The sequence below is a fragment of the Streptomyces sp. WAC07094 genome, assembly GCF_036320405.1.
In the GTDB taxonomy this organism is placed as follows: Bacteria; Actinomycetota; Actinomycetes; order Streptomycetales; family Streptomycetaceae; genus Streptomyces; species Streptomyces lannensis.
The window spans coordinates 8,454,108-8,469,185 of sequence record NZ_JAVMJZ010000001.1 but is presented as its reverse complement, the minus strand read 5'-3'; the positions used below and the strand labels follow the sequence as shown (position 1 = coordinate 8,469,185).

The following is a 15,078-nucleotide window of genomic DNA, read 5'->3' as shown; positions in this document are numbered from 1 at the left end:
ATATCCGACTTCGCGCCCATATATCCCATGCTCGCCCTCAGGCACCCGGGGCGAACACCGCACCCGCAGCGGCGCACACGACCCCTGCCGCCCCGGCCGGACCGGCACTCGGGGACGGCCCGCGCGGTACAGAGCCCCACCGCGGACCCGCGCGGCGAGCGGGCATGGCGAGGCCGACGGGCTACAGGCTGGTGCGATAGAAGGGCTTGTCCGCACGCGGCTCGACACCCTGGGCTCTGTAGAAGTCGAGGGCCGGAGGATTGCCGGCGTCCGCGGTCCACTCCATCCGCGAGCAGCCGGCTGCACGGCCCGCCTCGCGGACGGCTTCCATGAGCCGCCCCGCGACACCGTCGCGCCGGTGAGCCTCACGTACGAACAGTTCCTTGAGATAGATCGACGTGTCGGCGCCGGCGGCAGGCCAGACGAAGCTGTACGAGGCGAATCCGAGAGCTGTGTCGCCTTCGCGGGCGATCAAGACGGTGGCAACGGGTTGTGGGCCGAAGAGCGCCACGCGGATCTGCTCCTGATCCACGCGGGTGTCGACCCCGCCGTAGTAGGCCTCGACCTCGCCGAGGAAGTGCGCCACGAGCTCGACATCCGCTTCGATCGCCTTCTCGATCCTCACCAGCGCCACCCTTCTCTTCCGCGGGAGACGCCAACACCTCACGCACCACCCGCACTTCCGACACCGCCCGTGCCCCGGGACCTTAACCGCAGGACCCAGGGCACGACAGACGGTCACCGAAGAGCGTCGCCGTCGGCGAGACCTGCCATGGGGCGATCATCGGGCACTGGTGTCACGGCTGCGGGACAGATCGCCCAGTCCGTTCTCCAACAGCGTGAACGCATGGTCCGCGTCGGCCACAGCTCCCGGATGACGCGCGTCCGCCGGTTCTCCGTACGCCAGACGTGCGGCGTTGTCCTGCGCCAGCGCCCACTGGACCGCGACGATCTGGACGGCGGCCAGCCGCGCGGTGAGCTCCGGGGTTGCGGCCGTCTCCTGCAACGCATCGGCGAGCGCACGTTCGGCGCCGGCCTTGAAGCCTTCCATCCGGGCCACCAGTGAAGGCGTGTCGAGGATCATCCGGGTGAGCCGCAGCACCTGCGGGTGGTCGTTGAGCCCCGTGATCGGGTCCCGGTCGTCCAGCCCCTTGAGGAAGTGCTGGCGCACTGCGGTCAGTGGGGCGGTGGGGGGCAAGCGGTCCCGCACAACACGCGCCGTTTCGGTCTCGTGGTCGGCGAGGCGATGCACCACGAGGTCTTCCTTGGTCGGGAAGTAGGCGAACAGCGTCCGCTTGGACACCTCGGCGGCCTCCGCCACCTGCGCCACCGAGACCTGGTTGAAGCCGTGCTCGAGAAACAGCGCGATCGCCGCGTCGGAGATCGCCGCATGGGTCCGCCGCTTCTTCCGTTCCCGTAGCCCTGGCCTGCCGTCCACGACGCACACCGTAACAGAGATCTTCCCCGAGGATATTTCTGCACCTGGTATACATTTACTCCGAGGCGAGAAATGCTGAGGGAGTGAAGGTGTTGACCGAGATCGAGACCGAGGTCGTCGTCGTGGGCGCAGGCCCGACCGGACTGATGCTTGCGTGTGAACTCACCCTGGCGGGGGTCGAGACCGTGGTGCTGGAGAAGCTGCCCGAACGCATCCGGCAGGTGAAGGGCGGCGCTATCCAGCCCCGCACCGCTGAAATGCTGGAACTGCGCGGGCTGCTCGAACCGTTGCGGCGCCGGGCCGTGCTGCGAGAGCCGATCGGCGGGCACTTCGCTGCTCTGCCCGTGCCTCTGGACTGCGCTCCGTGGCGGACCAGGCACCCCCACCCGATCGCGATCCCACAGTGGGAGATCGAGGAGGTGCTTGAGGAGCGGGCGATCGGCGCCGGTGCACGGGTCCTGCGCGGCGCCGCGGTCTCAGCGGTCCAGGCGGACGACGACGGTGTGGTCGTCGCGGCGGGTGGCCTGCACGTGCGGGCCAGCTACCTGGCGGCCTGCGACGGTGGCCACAGCACGGTGCGGAAACTGCTCGGGCTGCCGTTTCCCGGTAGGCCCGGGACGCATCAGGCGGTGTTGGCCGACATCCGTCTGTCCGCCGTCTCGCCACTGGTGCCTCAGGAGATGGGGCACATGAGCACCCTCACCCGCCAAGGGGGCGGCTACTGGGCCATGCTGGCCCCTCTCGGCGGCGACCGGTACCGCTTCACCTTCGGACGCGCGGACCGGGCGGACGTCGACCGCGACACTCCGGTCACCCACGAAGAGATCACCGCGGCGCTCCGGGCGGTGTACGGCCAGGAGACCTCGCTCGGCGGCGTGGACAACTCCTCGCGATTCGGCGACGCCACGCGCCAGTTGGAGGACTACCGTGCGGGCCGGGTCCTGTTCGCCGGCGACGCAGCACACATCCACCCCCCGCTGGGCGGCCAGGGACTGAACCTCGGAATACAGGACGCGTTCAACCTCGGGTGGAAACTGGCCTCGGTCGTCCAGGGTCGGGCGCCCAGCGACCTCCTGGACAGCTACCAGGCCGAACGGCACCCGGTCGGAGCCCAGGTCCTGCACCACACCTCGGCGCAGCGGGTGCTGGCCGATCCGCACCCGAACGAGGACGTGGCCGCCCTGCGTGCCATCTTCATCGACCTCATGCGACTACCGGACGCCAACCGTCACTTGGCGGGCCTGATGTCCGGGCTCTCGCTCCGCTACGAGTTGCCCGGAAAGCACCCGCTGACCGGACGGCGCGTGCCGGACACCGACCTGGTCACCACGGCGGGCCCCACCCGACTCTCGGCGCTCTTCGCCTCAGGACATGCCGTACTGCTCGATCTCACCGGCGCCGTCCCGGCCGAACTCGAACTTCCGCCGCGAGTCGACCTGGTCCGCGCCACCTGCGTCGACGATCTTGGGGCCGCCGCCCTGCTCATCCGCCCTGACGGCTATGTCGGCTGGGCTGCCGACACTTCCGCCGAGTGCGGCGACGACCTGCTCGCCGCACTCGCGGGCGACCCGGTGGCGCTGTCCTGAAACCGGCTCGGCCGCGGCCTGCCCGAAGCTGCCCCGCTTCGCCATCCCTGGATGCGGTGGCGCGCGCATCGATGCGCGCGCCACCGCATCCAGGGATGGCGCTTCAGACAGAAAGCGGCCGGCATTCCATGCAAGATGCGACCCTTCTTCACACGCATAACCAGAGGTATGCGGAATGCAGGTACACGCATCGCGAAAATCCTCAACGCATCCCCGTCCGAAGTAATTTCCCGTGTCCATGATTCTGCATGATAAACTGGGTTTGTGGTGCGCCAGCCCGAACTTCTGCGAGACATAGCGCTGAGGACCGGATTGAGGCCAACGTGGGGCTCCTTTGTCACCACCCGCTATGGGCCCTTCCTAATCGCGCTCACGATGATCGCCGCCATTATGGTCGCCGGATTCATGCTTCCCCGATCCGAGCACCTGGCCTCTCTGATGGCCACCGTCCCGGCGGCGACCGCCACTCTCGCCGGTGCACGGTTGACTGCCGTGATCGCCGGCCTCTCGTGCGTCGGTTCCCTGGTGCTCGACGCGTACGACGGCCTGCTCGGCACCTCCATATTCGCGGTGCACCTATTGGCAATAATCCTTGTTTCAGGTTGCGTCATCGCATTTCGGACCCTGCGGGAACGCAATACTCGAGAATTGATCGAACTGCGCACGGTCGCCGAGACCGTCCAGCGTGTTCTACTGCGCCCGCTACCTCCGTCCATCGGCTCACTGCGCATCCGCTCCGAATACCATGCCTCGCATCCTCATGCGCTGGTGGGTGGCGACCTCTACGCTGTGTCGTCCACCCCCCACAGCGTCCGCATCCTGATAGGGGACGTGAAAGGGAAGGGGTTGCCCGCGGTGGAGGACGCAGCCGCCCTCCTCGGCGCCTTCCGCAGTACCGCCCGCAGAACACCGTCCCTCTCGCAGCTCATGGCCACGCTCGACGAGGCCGTCCAGGCGCACTTCGACGAAATCTCCGCCACGGACCCCAATGCCGCGGAGCGTTTCATCACCGCGCTGCTACTGGAGATACCCGCCGACGGATCGAGCGTGCGCATGATCAACTGCGGCCACCCTCCCCCGTTCGTCATCGACCACGGCAAGGCTCACTCCCTCCCGTCGATGCTGCCCGCACCCCCGCTGGGGCTCAACAACACGCGCACCTCCGACTACGCCACGACTGTGCTCCCCCTGGCCACCGGCGCCATCGTGCTCCTCTACACGGACGGTGTCGCCGAAGCGCGTGACACAGGAGGCAACTTCTACGAACTGGACGCCCGAATCGCCGCATGGTCGGGTTGCGACCCCGGCGACCTGCTCCGCTACGTCCTCGACGGTCTGGCCGACCATGTGGGCGGTGAAATGCGCCTGGACGACGATGTTGCCCTCGTCGCCGTGCAGCACCACGACGCCGAGTGCACCTCAAGGCGACTCGAACAGCCGGCGCATGTGGACGGTGACTGAAGAGGGCCCAGCACAATGAGGCGGTGTCACCATCAGGCGACCCATTGAGTCAGGTCTTCCGGGAGGAAGAGAACGAAACGCCTCTGCTGTCGGGTGACTGTCGCCTTGTGGACCCGGGCCGGTCCTCCGGCATGGAGGCTGTCGATGACACGGGCCGGTCCAGGCCGACGGCTGCCCGTCTTGAGCATGACGTCGTGCCGCCGGGACCAGATGTCCCGGAGTCGGCGCGCAGAAGCCGTTCGGCTCAGAAATACCTCGAAGTCAGCACCGGTCTCCAACTACAAGAGCCCGCTCGTCAGGTCCATCAGGGGGAAATCCGGCGTATCGCGCCTTATGGATGAGGAATCTCCGAGGAGCCCCGCAAATCTGTCTGATGACGTTCAACCGAGCCGACTCCTTCGGGGGCCGGCCCGCTTCCAGTTGCATGAAAGGCTTCCCATGCTTCTCGCACGCGATGGCAGGCCGCTGCACAGGCGCGTTGTCGCCGTCGCCGTGGCGGCCCTGATGGCTACCGCCGCGTCCCCTGGCGCATGGCAGACCCCTGCGGCCGACGCCGGCAAACCCGACGTCACCACCCTCGCCTGGGGAGACAACGGCTCGGGTCAGCTGGGTGACGGCACCACCATCCACCGGAGCACGCCGGTTTCAGTGTGCGCGCCCGGCCGGACAGCCCCCTGCACCCGCTTCCTCACCGACGTGGTGGGCATCGCCGCAGGCACCACCAACAGCCTCGCGCTGCGCAAGGACGGCACTGTCCTCGCCTGGGGAGACAACGATTCGGGTCAGCTGGGTGACGGCACCACCATCAACCGGCACACTCCGGTCCGGGTGTGCGCGCCCGGCCAGACAGCCCCCTGCACCCGATTCCTCACCGACGTGGTGGACATCGCCGCAGGCACCAGCCACAGCCTCGCGCTGCGCAAAGACGGCACTGTCCTCGCCTGGGGCAACAACGGCGGCGGTCAACTGGGGGACGGCACCACCACCAACCGGAGCACACCGGTCCGGGTGTGCGCGCCCGGCCAAACTGCCCCCTGTACTCAATTCCTCACCCACGTCCACACCATCACGGCACACGGCGGGCACAGCCTGGCGCTGCGCAAGGACGACACCGTCGTCGCCTGGGGAACCAACGGTTTCGGTCAGCTGGGTGACGGCACCACCACCAACCGGAGCACACCGGTTCGGGTGTGCGCGCCCGGCCAGACCGCCCCCTGCACCCAATTCCTCACCCACGTCCACGCCATCGCCGCAGGCCGCACTCACAGCCTGGCGCTGGGCAAGGACGGTACAGCCTTCGCCTGGGGGGAGAACGGTTTCGGTGAGCTGGGTGACGGCACCACCACCAACCGGCGCGCGCCGGTCCGGGTGTGCGCGCCCGGCCAGACCGCCCCCTGCACCCGATTCCTCACCGACGTCCACACCATCGGCGCAGGCCGCACTCACAGCCTGGCGCTGCGCGATGGCGGCGCCGCTCTCGCCTGGGGCAACAACGGTGCCGGTCAGCTGGGTGACGGCACCAACACCAACCGGCGCACACCGGTTCCCGTGTGCGCGCCCGGCCAGACCGCCCCCTGCACCCGATTCCTCACCCACGTCAGCACCATCACCGCAGGCGGACGCCACAGCCTGGCGCTGGCCAAGGACGCCGCTCTCGCGTGGGGAAACAACGATCTCGGTCAGCTCGGTGACGGCACCACCGCCGACCGGAACACGCCGGTTCGAGTGTGCGCGCCCGGCCAAACTGCACCCTGCACCCGATTCCTCACCCACGTACACACCATCGACGGAGGCGGACAGCACAGCCTCGCCCTGGTCGACGATCAGCGCGCCCGCCACTGGTTTGTCCCGTAACCGTGGGCCATCCCCTCAACGATGGGGCGCCCCGCTCCCGTGGTCAGCCGAAGATGAGCTCAACGTCCTTGTCTACACAGAACCGCAGGACGGTGACCAACTGGCTGACGTCTTCGAGTGGCCGTCGGAAATCGGGGTCGCTGTCGTCAGGCTGATGTTGGTCGAGAATCGCTTCCAGCCGGGGCAACATTGCCTCGCATTGAGCGGGCGCGAGGTTGGGGCCATCGTCGTCCGGATGGTTGAGCAGTAGTGCCAGCGCGGTGGAGACGCTGCACCACTGGCGATCTCCACCGAAGCCGCCCATCTCGGCGAGCGTGAACCCCTCGGCCTGGGCCAACCACTTCCTGAACATGCCGAAGCCGGAGTAGGACCAGGAGATGTCCGGGCTCGCCACGTCGTCGTCGCCTGGAAAGAGCACCAGTCCCATCTTGTCCCCCTTGCTTGCCCGGTGCCCAGGATCAGTCGGGGGGAGGGGCGTCGGCAACTGAAATGATCCGTTGTGCACCGACCCGACCTTGCGGCAACTGGACCCTCCGTCCGGCGTGTTGAAGTCCCCGGTCAGTCGTGTCATTGACCACCTCGGCCAGAAGCTCGCGCTCGAGCCACGCAAGCGGTTCGCGAAGGACGCGGTGCTGATCGTGGAGGGCACCCTGCTACCCACCCGGGCAGCGAGGTCCACGGATCGGGTCAAGGCGCGACCGGAGGCCGACCCGGCGATCCGCTCGCGGGACACGTCGGCCGACCGGCCGGACAAGTCACGGCAGGACCCTCCGAGGCGATCACCAGGGGGCGGCCGGCTGGACGCGAGACGGCCGGGCGACCGGCATTCGGCGCTGCGGTTCGGCCTGCGATCTGGGTGGCAATCGCCGCCGTGCTGAACGGCCTCGACAGGGGACACACACCTTGTTCGTCGGCACTGCCGGTCCACTGCAGGCGCCATCGATACGGGTGCGGTCGAAGCAGCACGAGAGTCGCATTACGGTCGTAAATATGACACACAAATCCCAGTCCCCCACCTGGCTGATCACCGGCGCCACCTCCGGTATCGGCCGCGAGCTCACCGCCCAAGCGCTCGAGGCCGGAGAGAACGTCGCCGCGCTCTCCCGCAGCACGGCATCGCTCAAGGACCTCCAGGCGGCCCACCCCGACCGGCTGCTCCTGATCGACACGGACGTACGCGACCAGGCAGCCGTGACCACGGCGGTCGAGCAGGCCGTCGACCGATTCGGCCGCATCGACGTAGTCGCCAACAACGCGGGATACGGCCTCTTCGGCGCCGTCGAGGAGGCCACCGACGAGCAGGCCCGCGCCATCTTCGACACCAACGTCTTCGGCGTCCTCAACGTACTCCGTGCGACGCTGCCCGTGCTGCGCGCACAGCGCTCCGGCCACGTCTTCCAGGGCTCCTCGCTCTACGGGCAGAGCGCCCATCCCGGCGTCGGCCTCCTGGCAGCGACCAAGTACGCCGTCGAGGGGCTGTCGGACGCGCTCGTCGACGAACTCGCCCCGCTCGGCATCAAAGTCACCATGGTCCAGCCCGGACCCACCGCCACCGCGTTCCTCGACAACCTCGACCTCGCGGCCGTGGTCCCCGACTACGACCAGACCGTCCGCGAGGTCCAGAAGTCGATCGGTGAACTGCCCGCGTCGGCCTTCGCATCACCGGCGCGCATCGCGGCCGGGATCCGAACCGCCGCAGCCAGCGACACACCGCCCCTTCGACTGGCGTTGGGCGCCTCGGGCGCGGACGCCATGCGCAACGCCCTCACCGCGCGCCTGGCCGACCTGGACACCTGGGCCGAGACCACCCGCGCGGTCGACGCATGAGCGCCGTGGTGTCGGCGGCGCGTCCACGGACACATGGGTCGCGGAGCCGTCGCTCCTCGTCTGGCCGCTCCTCGAGGACGGCGGCCCGGTCCTCCCGGTGACCAGGTGTGGGACCCGTTCCGGTCGGCGGGACCCTCGGCCTGGACGTGCGCGTGTCAACGATCCAGGGGCACGAGGGGCAGGGATCACACGGTGTCAGGTGACACAGCGGCTTGCATCCGAGGTCCAGGACAGTCGGGGGTTTTCAGGCCTCCGCGATTCCTCATCAGCCCGTTCACCGGAGGGGTCACGTACGCCCCTTCACGTGACGAACCCGCCCGCCTCGTGTCCTCCGTGGCGAGCGGCTCGCGCAGCCCGCACGTCATCAGGCCATTTCGTGAGGCCGCTTGTCCACCATCGTGAGGAACTCGTCGGTGGTGAGTACGGCGTGCGCGTACGCGGGCGCGTTGATGTCGAACGTCGCCCTCATCTCGTCCCAGTTGAAGGCGCCGATGGCGTCACGGATGAGCGTCACGTGGTAACCCAGTTCCTGGCCGAAGCGTGCTGTGGTGTCGACGCAGGTGTTGGCCTTCATGCCGATGAGTACGATCTTCTGAACACGATGTTGTTTGAGCAGCATGTCCAGATCGGTGTTGGCGAAGCCGCTCGACGCCCAGTGCTGGCGCATGACGAGCTCTCCCTCGCGCGGGACGAAGTCAGGGTGCCACTCGGCTCCCCAGCTGCCCGCGGCGAACACCTGCCTCTGGACGACATGCTGCTGGGTCGGGGACAGGTGGTCCCACGTGCGGTAGTCACCGGGCTTGGTCTGGTGGTGGGGCACGATGAAGACGTGGAAACCCAGGCTGCGGGCCGCGGAGAGCATCGCGCGCATATGGTCGAGCAGTCCCACGCCTTCCGCAACCTCCTTGGCCTCGGGCCACAGCTTCCCGCCCTCGGACAGGAAGTCGTTGTAGGGGTCGATGACCAGCAGCGCGGTCTCTTCCGGCGGGTAGGCGCTCTCTTGGTCGTTCATCGTTTCCTCGCTCCGGTCTTTTCGCGGGTGGAGTTGGACGACTCGACACGGCAGACACCTGGGCGGCGTGCCTGCAGGTGCGGATGAACCGGACGCCGGGTCCGAGTCCCACTCACGGAGCTGATGGCCGTCGAAGGCTTCTCGCACTCTCAGCTTGACACTGACGCTCGTCGTCGGCCGAGCGAGCCGGGCGCTCATCACCCTGTGTCTCGACGCCGCGGCTGAGGTGGGGGGCAACCCGTTCCCGTGGTGCCCAGCCGCACAGAACGGCCAACAGACCTCCGACATCGTTGCCGTCACCCGGCCGAGGCCCGGTCGATCGGCCGGGCCCCGGGATGACGAGTGTCCGGCTTCCCCGTTCTGTCGCCGCCGTGGGTACCCGGACGTCAGCTCCGTCCGCCCCAGTCCAGCCGGTCGGACAGCCCGGCGGTGATGAAGGCCGCCTCGATGTCGTCGCGGCCCTCGGTGAAGTGGGCCCAGCTGTCGTAGTGCACGGGAACGACGCGACGGGCGCCGAGGATCTCCGCGGCCTCGACCGCCTGAGCGCTGTCCAGGACGATGAGCTGGTTGTCGAAAAGGCTGGGGAAGCGGGGGGCACCGGCGAAGAGGATGGCGGTGTCGATCGGGGCGAAGCGGCCGGCGATCTCCCGAACGGCGTCCAGCGAAGCGTTGTCGCCGCTGACATAGACGGTCGGCAGGCCCTCGCCGGTCAGGACGAAGCCGACGACCTGGCCGGTGATCGGCTCCACCTCCTCTCGCGGGCCTGGACCGTGGATCGCGGGGACCCCGGTGACGGTGATCGTGCCGCCGTCGGGACGGTTCAGTTCGATGGACTCCCAGTCGGCCAGGCCCTTGGCCTTGCCCCCCAGGGCTGCCCGCCGCCGGGCGTCGTCAAGGTCAGGGAAACGTCGTCGAGAAGGGCGCGGCCGGAGTTGTCGAGGTTGTCGGGGTGCTCGTCGTGCGAGAGCAGAACCAGGTCGATGCGGCCGAGGTCGGCGGGCGTAGTGGTGGCGGGGGCGGTCTTGGTCAGGACGCGGCCCGGCCGGCCGTATGCACCAGGGCCGTCGAACGTCGGATCGGTCAACAACCGCAGTCCGCCGTACTCGAAGCCTGCGGTCGGGCCGCCGAACACCTGGACGGGGAACTGCTCGGTCGCTGCGGGGAGAGAGGACACCAAACACCTCACGGATAGATTCGAGTGAACCGTGATACGACCGTAGCTGCTTCTCACGGATGCACGCAATCCGTACCATGAGAACCATGAAGGAGCCCGTGACCGAGCAGCCCGTCCTGCCGCCCGCACAAGGCGAGGACGAGCACCTCTCCATCGCCCTGGCCAACAGCGCGATCGCGCTGCCCGGCGGCCTCACCGTGGATCTTCTGGGCACTCCCGAGCAGTCGAATCAGTGGCTGACGGAGCGTGGCCTCGCCCCGGTCGACGCCGGCATGCGGGAGATGTGCGCATCGCAACTGCGCTCGCTTCGCGAACAGATCAGATCGCTGTTCGCCTCCCACGCCTCCGGCCTGCCCGCTCACCCCACCGCCATCACGGCCGTCAACGATGCGATGACCCGCGTCTCCACCGCCCCGCTGTTGCAGTGGGATGACAGAACCGGCCCGTACCGGACCATCCGCCACCCCACCACCGCCATGGTCGACCACGCCCTGGCCACGCTCGCGGCCGACGCTGCCGACCTGCTCACCGGCCCCGACGCCGCACGCCTCACCGCATGCGGCTCCACGCCCTGCAACCGATTCCTGCTCCGCCACGGCCGCCGCCACTGGTGCTCCACTCGCTGCGGCGACCGCGCCCGGGCGGCCCGTGCCTACGCGCGCCGCAGCGCCGCCCACTGACGCCACACAGCCTCGGGCCGAGTTGTCGGTCGTCATTGGGTCAGGGCAACTGCGCAAGGAAGTCCAAGAGCTCCCGGTTGACGTCGTTCGGGCGTTCCTGCTGGGTCCAGTGGCCGCAGCCGGGCAGGATCACTCCGCGCCGGAGATGTGGTGCAGCCTGCTCGACCCTCTTGAGGATGGCGTCCCCGCCTCCGGACATGCCGACGACCATGTCGCGGTCCCCGGCGATGTACAGCGCCGGCCCCTCGATCCGTCGGCCGCGAAAGGCCGCGAGCAGTTCCCAGTTGCGTTCGGCGTTCCGGTACCAGTTCAGGCCGCCGGTGAAGGCCCGTTCGCCATGACGGACGTAGTCGTCGGCGAAGGCCTCGATGTCCACTTGGGTGAGCCATTCCGGCAGCTGTGCCGGCTCCGGCATGAAGTCCAGTAGCGTGCCGCCTTCGGGGACGATCCAGGGGTCGATGCTGGACGGGTTGTCCGCCGAGCCCCCGAACAGTACCCGGCGGAACGTGGTCTCCGGGTCCCGGGCGAGCGCTGCGTCGGCGACTCCCGGTTCCTGGAAGGCGACCTGGTAGAAGCCGTCGCCGTACCTCTTGCGCGTGATCGACGGCGGACTCATTCCCCCGGGCAGTACGGGCGGGACGCTCAGGCCCGCGACGGCGCGCACGACATCGGGACGCAGCATGGCGGTCACCCAGGCCACAAAGGCACCCCAGTCGTGCCCCACGAGCACCACCCTTTTCTCACCCAGCGCATCGACAAGCCCGATGACATCCCCGGCGAGATGCAGCAGGGTGTACGCCTCGACGGCCTCGGGCTGCTCACTGCGGGCGTAACCTCGCTGATCGGGGGCGACGACGCGGTACCCCGACGCAGCCAGCGGACCGAATTGATGCCGCCACGAGTACCAGCTCTCCGGAAATCCGTGCAGCAGCACGACAAGCGGGCCTGCGCCCTGCTCGGCGACGTGCAGCCTGACCCCGTTGACCGCGAAGAACGTGTGCTGGACCGTGCCCGCCATGTCGACCTCCGAACCGGATCGCCGCGTGTGGACCCCGGAGACGCCGGCGTCACCATGCGCCGTCCGCCCGAAGCCGTCTTCCGCTGCGATGCAGGCGAACCGTGGCCTCGGTCCGGCACGGTCCATCCGGAGTGGGGCAGCGGCTGTGCCCCGGCTCGTGCGGAACTGCGATGCCGCCGTGAAGGCGCCCCGCCGCCTCCTCACAGCATCGCAGTCCTGACAGTCGGCGGCGAAAGGAGGCCGGATGCCCGAGAAGAGCCGGGGCGAGGGCTCGCGATGCAGGATCGCCCGCTTCGATAGCGTACTTTCGTCGGATCACCCGATCCCTTGTCCTTCGTTCGCCGTAATCACGACCTCTTCTGGCATACATGCGCCGTCGGCATTACAACGAGGTCAGAACACATATGGCGCAGGAGAGGTGGAGACGATGACGGACCTCATGAGTCAGGTTGTGGCCACGGACCGAGGCACGGTCCGGGGCTCGGACGAGGGGCCGGTGTTTGCCTTTCGCGGGATCCCTTACGCCGCCTCACCGGTAGGCGCGCTGCGCTTGGCCGCACCGCAGAACCATCCAGGGTGGTCGGAAGTACGTGAGGCCGTCGGCGCCGGCACGGCCGCACCGCAGGGGCCGTCCCGGCTGGAGCGGATCATGGGGCATCGCAAGCCCTATTGGAGCGAGGACGACTCCCTCACCCTGAACGTGTGGACTCCGCGGTCGGCCCTCGAGGACAAGAGCCCTCGCCCCGTTCTGGTCTGGTTCCACGGAGGCGGTTTCACCAGCGGCTCGGGCGGCTGGGACTGGTACGACGGAGCCCGTCTGGCGGAGACCGGCAACGTGGTGGTGGTCACCGCCAACTACCGTTTGGGGCCGCTCGGTTACCTGCAACTGCCGCAGATCGGGGCCGACAACCTCGGAGTTCGGGATCAGGGCGCTGTGCTGCGGTGGGTACGGGACAACGTCGCTGCTTTCGGCGGCGATCCGCACGCCGTGACCGTCGGCGGTCAGTCGGCCGGTGCGTACTCGGCCCTCTACCTGGCACTGGATCCCGCGACCAGCTCCATGGTCGATCGTCTGCTTCTGCAGAGCGGTCCCTGGGGCCTTGCGCCACAAGACCCGGAGCAGGCCGCCGAGGCCGCCGAGGAGTACCTGAAGCTGTTGGGCGTGGAGGGCAGTGCCGACCCCGGAGCGGCACTCCGATCACTTCCCGTCGAGCAACTACTCTCCGCGTATGCCGAGTTGGGGGCCCGACTGGCACGCCCCGGTAGCGCCGCCCCTCCCATGTACCCGGTGCTGGGCGGCGCCGGCTTCCCTTCCTCCTGGCAGCAGGCCCTCTCGGACGGGCGCCTTCAGGGCAAGGACCTCCTGATCGGCACCGCCCGTAACGAGATGACCGCGTTCTTCGCCTTCGACTCCCGCGTTCAGTCGCTCACACAGCAAGGCGCCCTCGACCTCCTGGCCGAGCGGCTCGGCTCCGATGCACCGGCGGTGTATCGGCAGTACGCGACGAAGCTCCCGCACGGGACACCGGCCGAGGTCTTCACCGCGCTGCACACGGATGCTCTCTTCCGCAACGACGCGCTCCGGATAGCCGACCACCACGCCGCCAACGGCAACGGCAACGGCACGTACGTCTACCAATTCGACTACCGTCCCGCCGGCGACCCCGACCATCTGGGCGCCACGCACTGCGTGGATCTGCCCTTCCTCTTCATGACGTTCGACAGCTACCCGGACAGCCCGATGCTGGGCGAACCGGGAGACGGTCAGCGAGCACTGGGGCTTGACTTCGCCACGGCAGTCGCGGCGTTCGTCGCCACCGGCGCCGCGAGTGACTGGCCTGCGTACACGCGTGGGGCCGACGCAGGGATCCGGCACTTCGGCTGAGGCAAGCCGGCTTCCGGGCGTCTGGGACAACCCCCGCACCCGGCCGCCGGCGACTGAGGTCGGCGCCGCCCATGGGGCGCCGACTCGTTCAGAGGCCGGGCACGCGGTAGTACCGGTCGGCACAGGCAGTACGGACGGCAGACCGATCGCCTTCGCTCACCCGAGCCGCGGCCCGGTCACCGTCTCCTGCGCTCTGTACCGGAAGGCGCACTGCGTCGAGCCCTCAAAGTTTGGACTTGCAGGTCCATTTTTGTCGTCGCACAGTGGCACTCGCCCTGGTCGCCAGGGCACCCGTCCGGCCGGCGTCACCATGCGAATCGGCCGTTCGGGATCACGGTGAGACGCGAGCAACGGAGTGGACCATGTCGATGCGGCTCGAGAGCAAGACCGCCCTGGTGACAGGGGCAACCAGCAACATCGGGCGGGCGATCGCCGAGGCCTTCGCCGCCGAGGGGGCGCACGTCGCCGTCTCGGGCCGCAACGCCGAACGGGGCAATGAGGTCGTCGACCGGATCCGCGCCCGTGGCGGCCGCGCCGACTTCGTGCAGGCCGACCTGGACGGCAGCGCCACGGCCTCGGAGGGGCTGGCCCGGGAGGCGACGCGGGTCCTCGGCGGCCGTATCGACGTCCTGGTCAACAACGCTGGCATCTACCCCGGCGACACCACGGCGGCGACCGACGAGAAGACCTTCGACCAGGTCTACGCGGTGAACGTGAAGGCCCCGTTCTTCCTGACCGCGGCCGTCGCGCCCGCCATGGTGGCGGCCGGTGGGGGCTCGATCATCAACCTGGGCTCCTGGATCGCGCGCCTGGGCATTCCGGTCGGCGCCCTGTACAGCTCGACCAAGGGAGCGGTGGAGACCCTGACCCGGGCCTGGGCGGCGGAGTTCGGACCGCAGGGTGTCCGGGTGAACGCGATCTCTCCGGGCGTGGTGCTTACCCCGGCGCCGGGAGAGGTCCACCCCGGCGAGGTCATGATGAAGGGCACCCCTGCCGGGCGCATGGGCACTCCCGACGCCATCGCGAACGCCGCCCTGTATCTGGCCGGCGAGGAGTCCTCGTTCGTGCACGGCATCGTGCTCGACGTCGACGGCGGCCGCACCACCGCGGCAGTCATCGCCGCCTGACGCACGGCGCCGAGCC

The 15,078-nt window shown here is 68.7% G+C and carries 12 protein-coding genes and 2 pseudogenes; 8 read left to right on the top strand and 6 right to left on the bottom strand.

The window, feature by feature from the left end; all coding sequences use genetic code 11:
* Positions 1 to 181: 181 nt before the first annotated feature.
* Both RCR19_RS38055 and RCR19_RS38050 read right to left on the bottom strand, forming a co-directional pair.
* Positions 182 to 625: a GNAT family N-acetyltransferase gene (locus RCR19_RS38055; protein WP_331269299.1), complete on the bottom strand. Its 444-nt coding sequence runs from the start codon at positions 623 to 625 to the stop codon at positions 182 to 184.
* A gap of 156 nt (positions 626 to 781) precedes the next feature.
* On the bottom strand, positions 782 to 1,438 hold the full coding sequence (locus tag RCR19_RS38050; protein WP_331269298.1) for a helix-turn-helix domain-containing protein: 657 nt from the start codon (positions 1,436 to 1,438) through the stop codon (positions 782 to 784).
* An 83-nt stretch (positions 1,439 to 1,521) separates the two neighbouring features.
* On the opposite strand from RCR19_RS38050, the gene RCR19_RS38045 reads away from it, so the two are divergent.
* From RCR19_RS38045 to RCR19_RS38035, 3 genes are all read left to right on the top strand, one after another.
* A complete protein-coding gene (locus RCR19_RS38045) occupies positions 1,522 to 3,024 on the top strand; it encodes an FAD-dependent monooxygenase (RefSeq protein WP_331269297.1) in 1,503 nt (500 codons plus the stop codon).
* Positions 3,025 to 3,429: 405 nt separating this feature from the next.
* A complete protein-coding gene (locus tag RCR19_RS38040) occupies positions 3,430 to 4,485 on the top strand; it encodes a PP2C family protein-serine/threonine phosphatase (protein WP_331269296.1) in 1,056 nt (351 codons plus the stop codon).
* A 438-nt stretch (positions 4,486 to 4,923) separates the two neighbouring features.
* Positions 4,924 to 6,339 (top strand): hypothetical protein, encoded by a 1,416-nt coding sequence (locus RCR19_RS38035; protein ID WP_331269295.1) that lies wholly within the window; start codon positions 4,924 to 4,926, stop codon positions 6,337 to 6,339.
* A gap of 43 nt (positions 6,340 to 6,382) precedes the next feature.
* On the opposite strand, the gene RCR19_RS38030 is transcribed toward RCR19_RS38035, so the two are convergent.
* Positions 6,383 to 6,766: a hypothetical protein gene (locus RCR19_RS38030; protein WP_331269294.1), complete on the bottom strand. Its 384-nt coding sequence runs from the start codon at positions 6,764 to 6,766 to the stop codon at positions 6,383 to 6,385.
* A 76-nt stretch (positions 6,767 to 6,842) separates the two neighbouring features.
* Here RCR19_RS38030 and RCR19_RS38025 point away from each other — a divergent pair.
* Positions 6,843 to 7,004, top strand: a pseudogene (locus tag RCR19_RS38025) (IS5/IS1182 family transposase); the annotation flags it as partial.
* A 325-nt stretch (positions 7,005 to 7,329) separates the two neighbouring features.
* The gene (locus RCR19_RS38020) at positions 7,330 to 8,166 is read left to right on the top strand and encodes an SDR family NAD(P)-dependent oxidoreductase (RefSeq protein ID WP_331269293.1); all 837 of its coding nucleotides are present in this window, start codon (positions 7,330 to 7,332) and stop codon (positions 8,164 to 8,166) included.
* A 364-nt stretch (positions 8,167 to 8,530) separates the two neighbouring features.
* Here RCR19_RS38020 and RCR19_RS38015 read toward each other — a convergent pair whose 3' ends face one another.
* Together RCR19_RS38015 and RCR19_RS38010 are read right to left on the bottom strand one after the other, a co-directional pair.
* On the bottom strand, positions 8,531 to 9,178 hold the full coding sequence (locus tag RCR19_RS38015) for an isochorismatase family cysteine hydrolase (protein ID WP_331269292.1): 648 nt from the start codon (positions 9,176 to 9,178) through the stop codon (positions 8,531 to 8,533).
* A 386-nt stretch (positions 9,179 to 9,564) separates the two neighbouring features.
* Positions 9,565 to 10,352 (bottom strand): annotated as a pseudogene (locus RCR19_RS38010) (MBL fold metallo-hydrolase).
* 86 nt (positions 10,353 to 10,438) lie between these two features.
* On the opposite strand from RCR19_RS38010, the gene RCR19_RS38005 reads away from it, so the two are divergent.
* On the top strand, positions 10,439 to 11,032 hold the full coding sequence (locus RCR19_RS38005; protein ID WP_331269291.1) for an ABATE domain-containing protein: 594 nt from the start codon (positions 10,439 to 10,441) through the stop codon (positions 11,030 to 11,032).
* A 40-nt stretch (positions 11,033 to 11,072) separates the two neighbouring features.
* On the opposite strand, the gene RCR19_RS38000 is transcribed toward RCR19_RS38005, so the two are convergent.
* Positions 11,073 to 12,050 carry an alpha/beta hydrolase gene (locus tag RCR19_RS38000; RefSeq protein ID WP_331269290.1) on the bottom strand — a complete coding sequence of 326 codons (978 nt, stop codon included), beginning with the start codon at positions 12,048 to 12,050 and terminating at the stop codon, positions 11,073 to 11,075.
* 427 nt (positions 12,051 to 12,477) lie between these two features.
* Here RCR19_RS38000 and RCR19_RS37995 point away from each other — a divergent pair, with 427 nt between their 5' ends.
* Together RCR19_RS37995 and RCR19_RS37990 are read left to right on the top strand one after the other, a co-directional pair.
* Entirely contained in the window at positions 12,478 to 13,935 is a 1,458-nt protein-coding gene (locus tag RCR19_RS37995; RefSeq protein WP_331269289.1) for a carboxylesterase family protein, read from the top strand.
* Between the two features lie 362 nt (positions 13,936 to 14,297).
* Positions 14,298 to 15,062 (top strand): SDR family oxidoreductase, encoded by a 765-nt coding sequence (locus RCR19_RS37990; RefSeq protein WP_331269288.1) that lies wholly within the window; start codon positions 14,298 to 14,300, stop codon positions 15,060 to 15,062.
* Positions 15,063 to 15,078: the final 16 nt, after the last annotated feature.

Bases quoted from the DNA above. Each gene is read 5' to 3' on its own strand.
- RCR19_RS38030 (WP_331269294.1), bottom strand. From the start codon at position 6,766: ATGGGACTGGTGCTCTTTCCAGGCGACGACGACGTGGCGAGCCCGGAC.
- RCR19_RS38020 (WP_331269293.1), top strand. From the start codon at position 7,330: ATGACACACAAATCCCAGTCCCCCACCTGGCTGATCACCGGCGCCACC.
- RCR19_RS38040 (WP_331269296.1), top strand. From the start codon at position 3,430: ATGCTTCCCCGATCCGAGCACCTGGCCTCTCTGATGGCCACCGTCCCG.
- RCR19_RS37995 (WP_331269289.1), top strand. From the start codon at position 12,478: ATGACGGACCTCATGAGTCAGGTTGTGGCCACGGACCGAGGCACGGTC.
- RCR19_RS38000 (WP_331269290.1), bottom strand. From the start codon at position 12,050: ATGGCGGGCACGGTCCAGCACACGTTCTTCGCGGTCAACGGGGTCAGG.
- RCR19_RS37990 (WP_331269288.1), top strand. From the start codon at position 14,298: ATGTCGATGCGGCTCGAGAGCAAGACCGCCCTGGTGACAGGGGCAACC.
- RCR19_RS38005 (WP_331269291.1), top strand. From the start codon at position 10,439: ATGAAGGAGCCCGTGACCGAGCAGCCCGTCCTGCCGCCCGCACAAGGC.
- RCR19_RS38015 (WP_331269292.1), bottom strand. From the start codon at position 9,178: ATGAACGACCAAGAGAGCGCCTACCCGCCGGAAGAGACCGCGCTGCTG.
- RCR19_RS38035 (WP_331269295.1), top strand. From the start codon at position 4,924: ATGCTTCTCGCACGCGATGGCAGGCCGCTGCACAGGCGCGTTGTCGCC.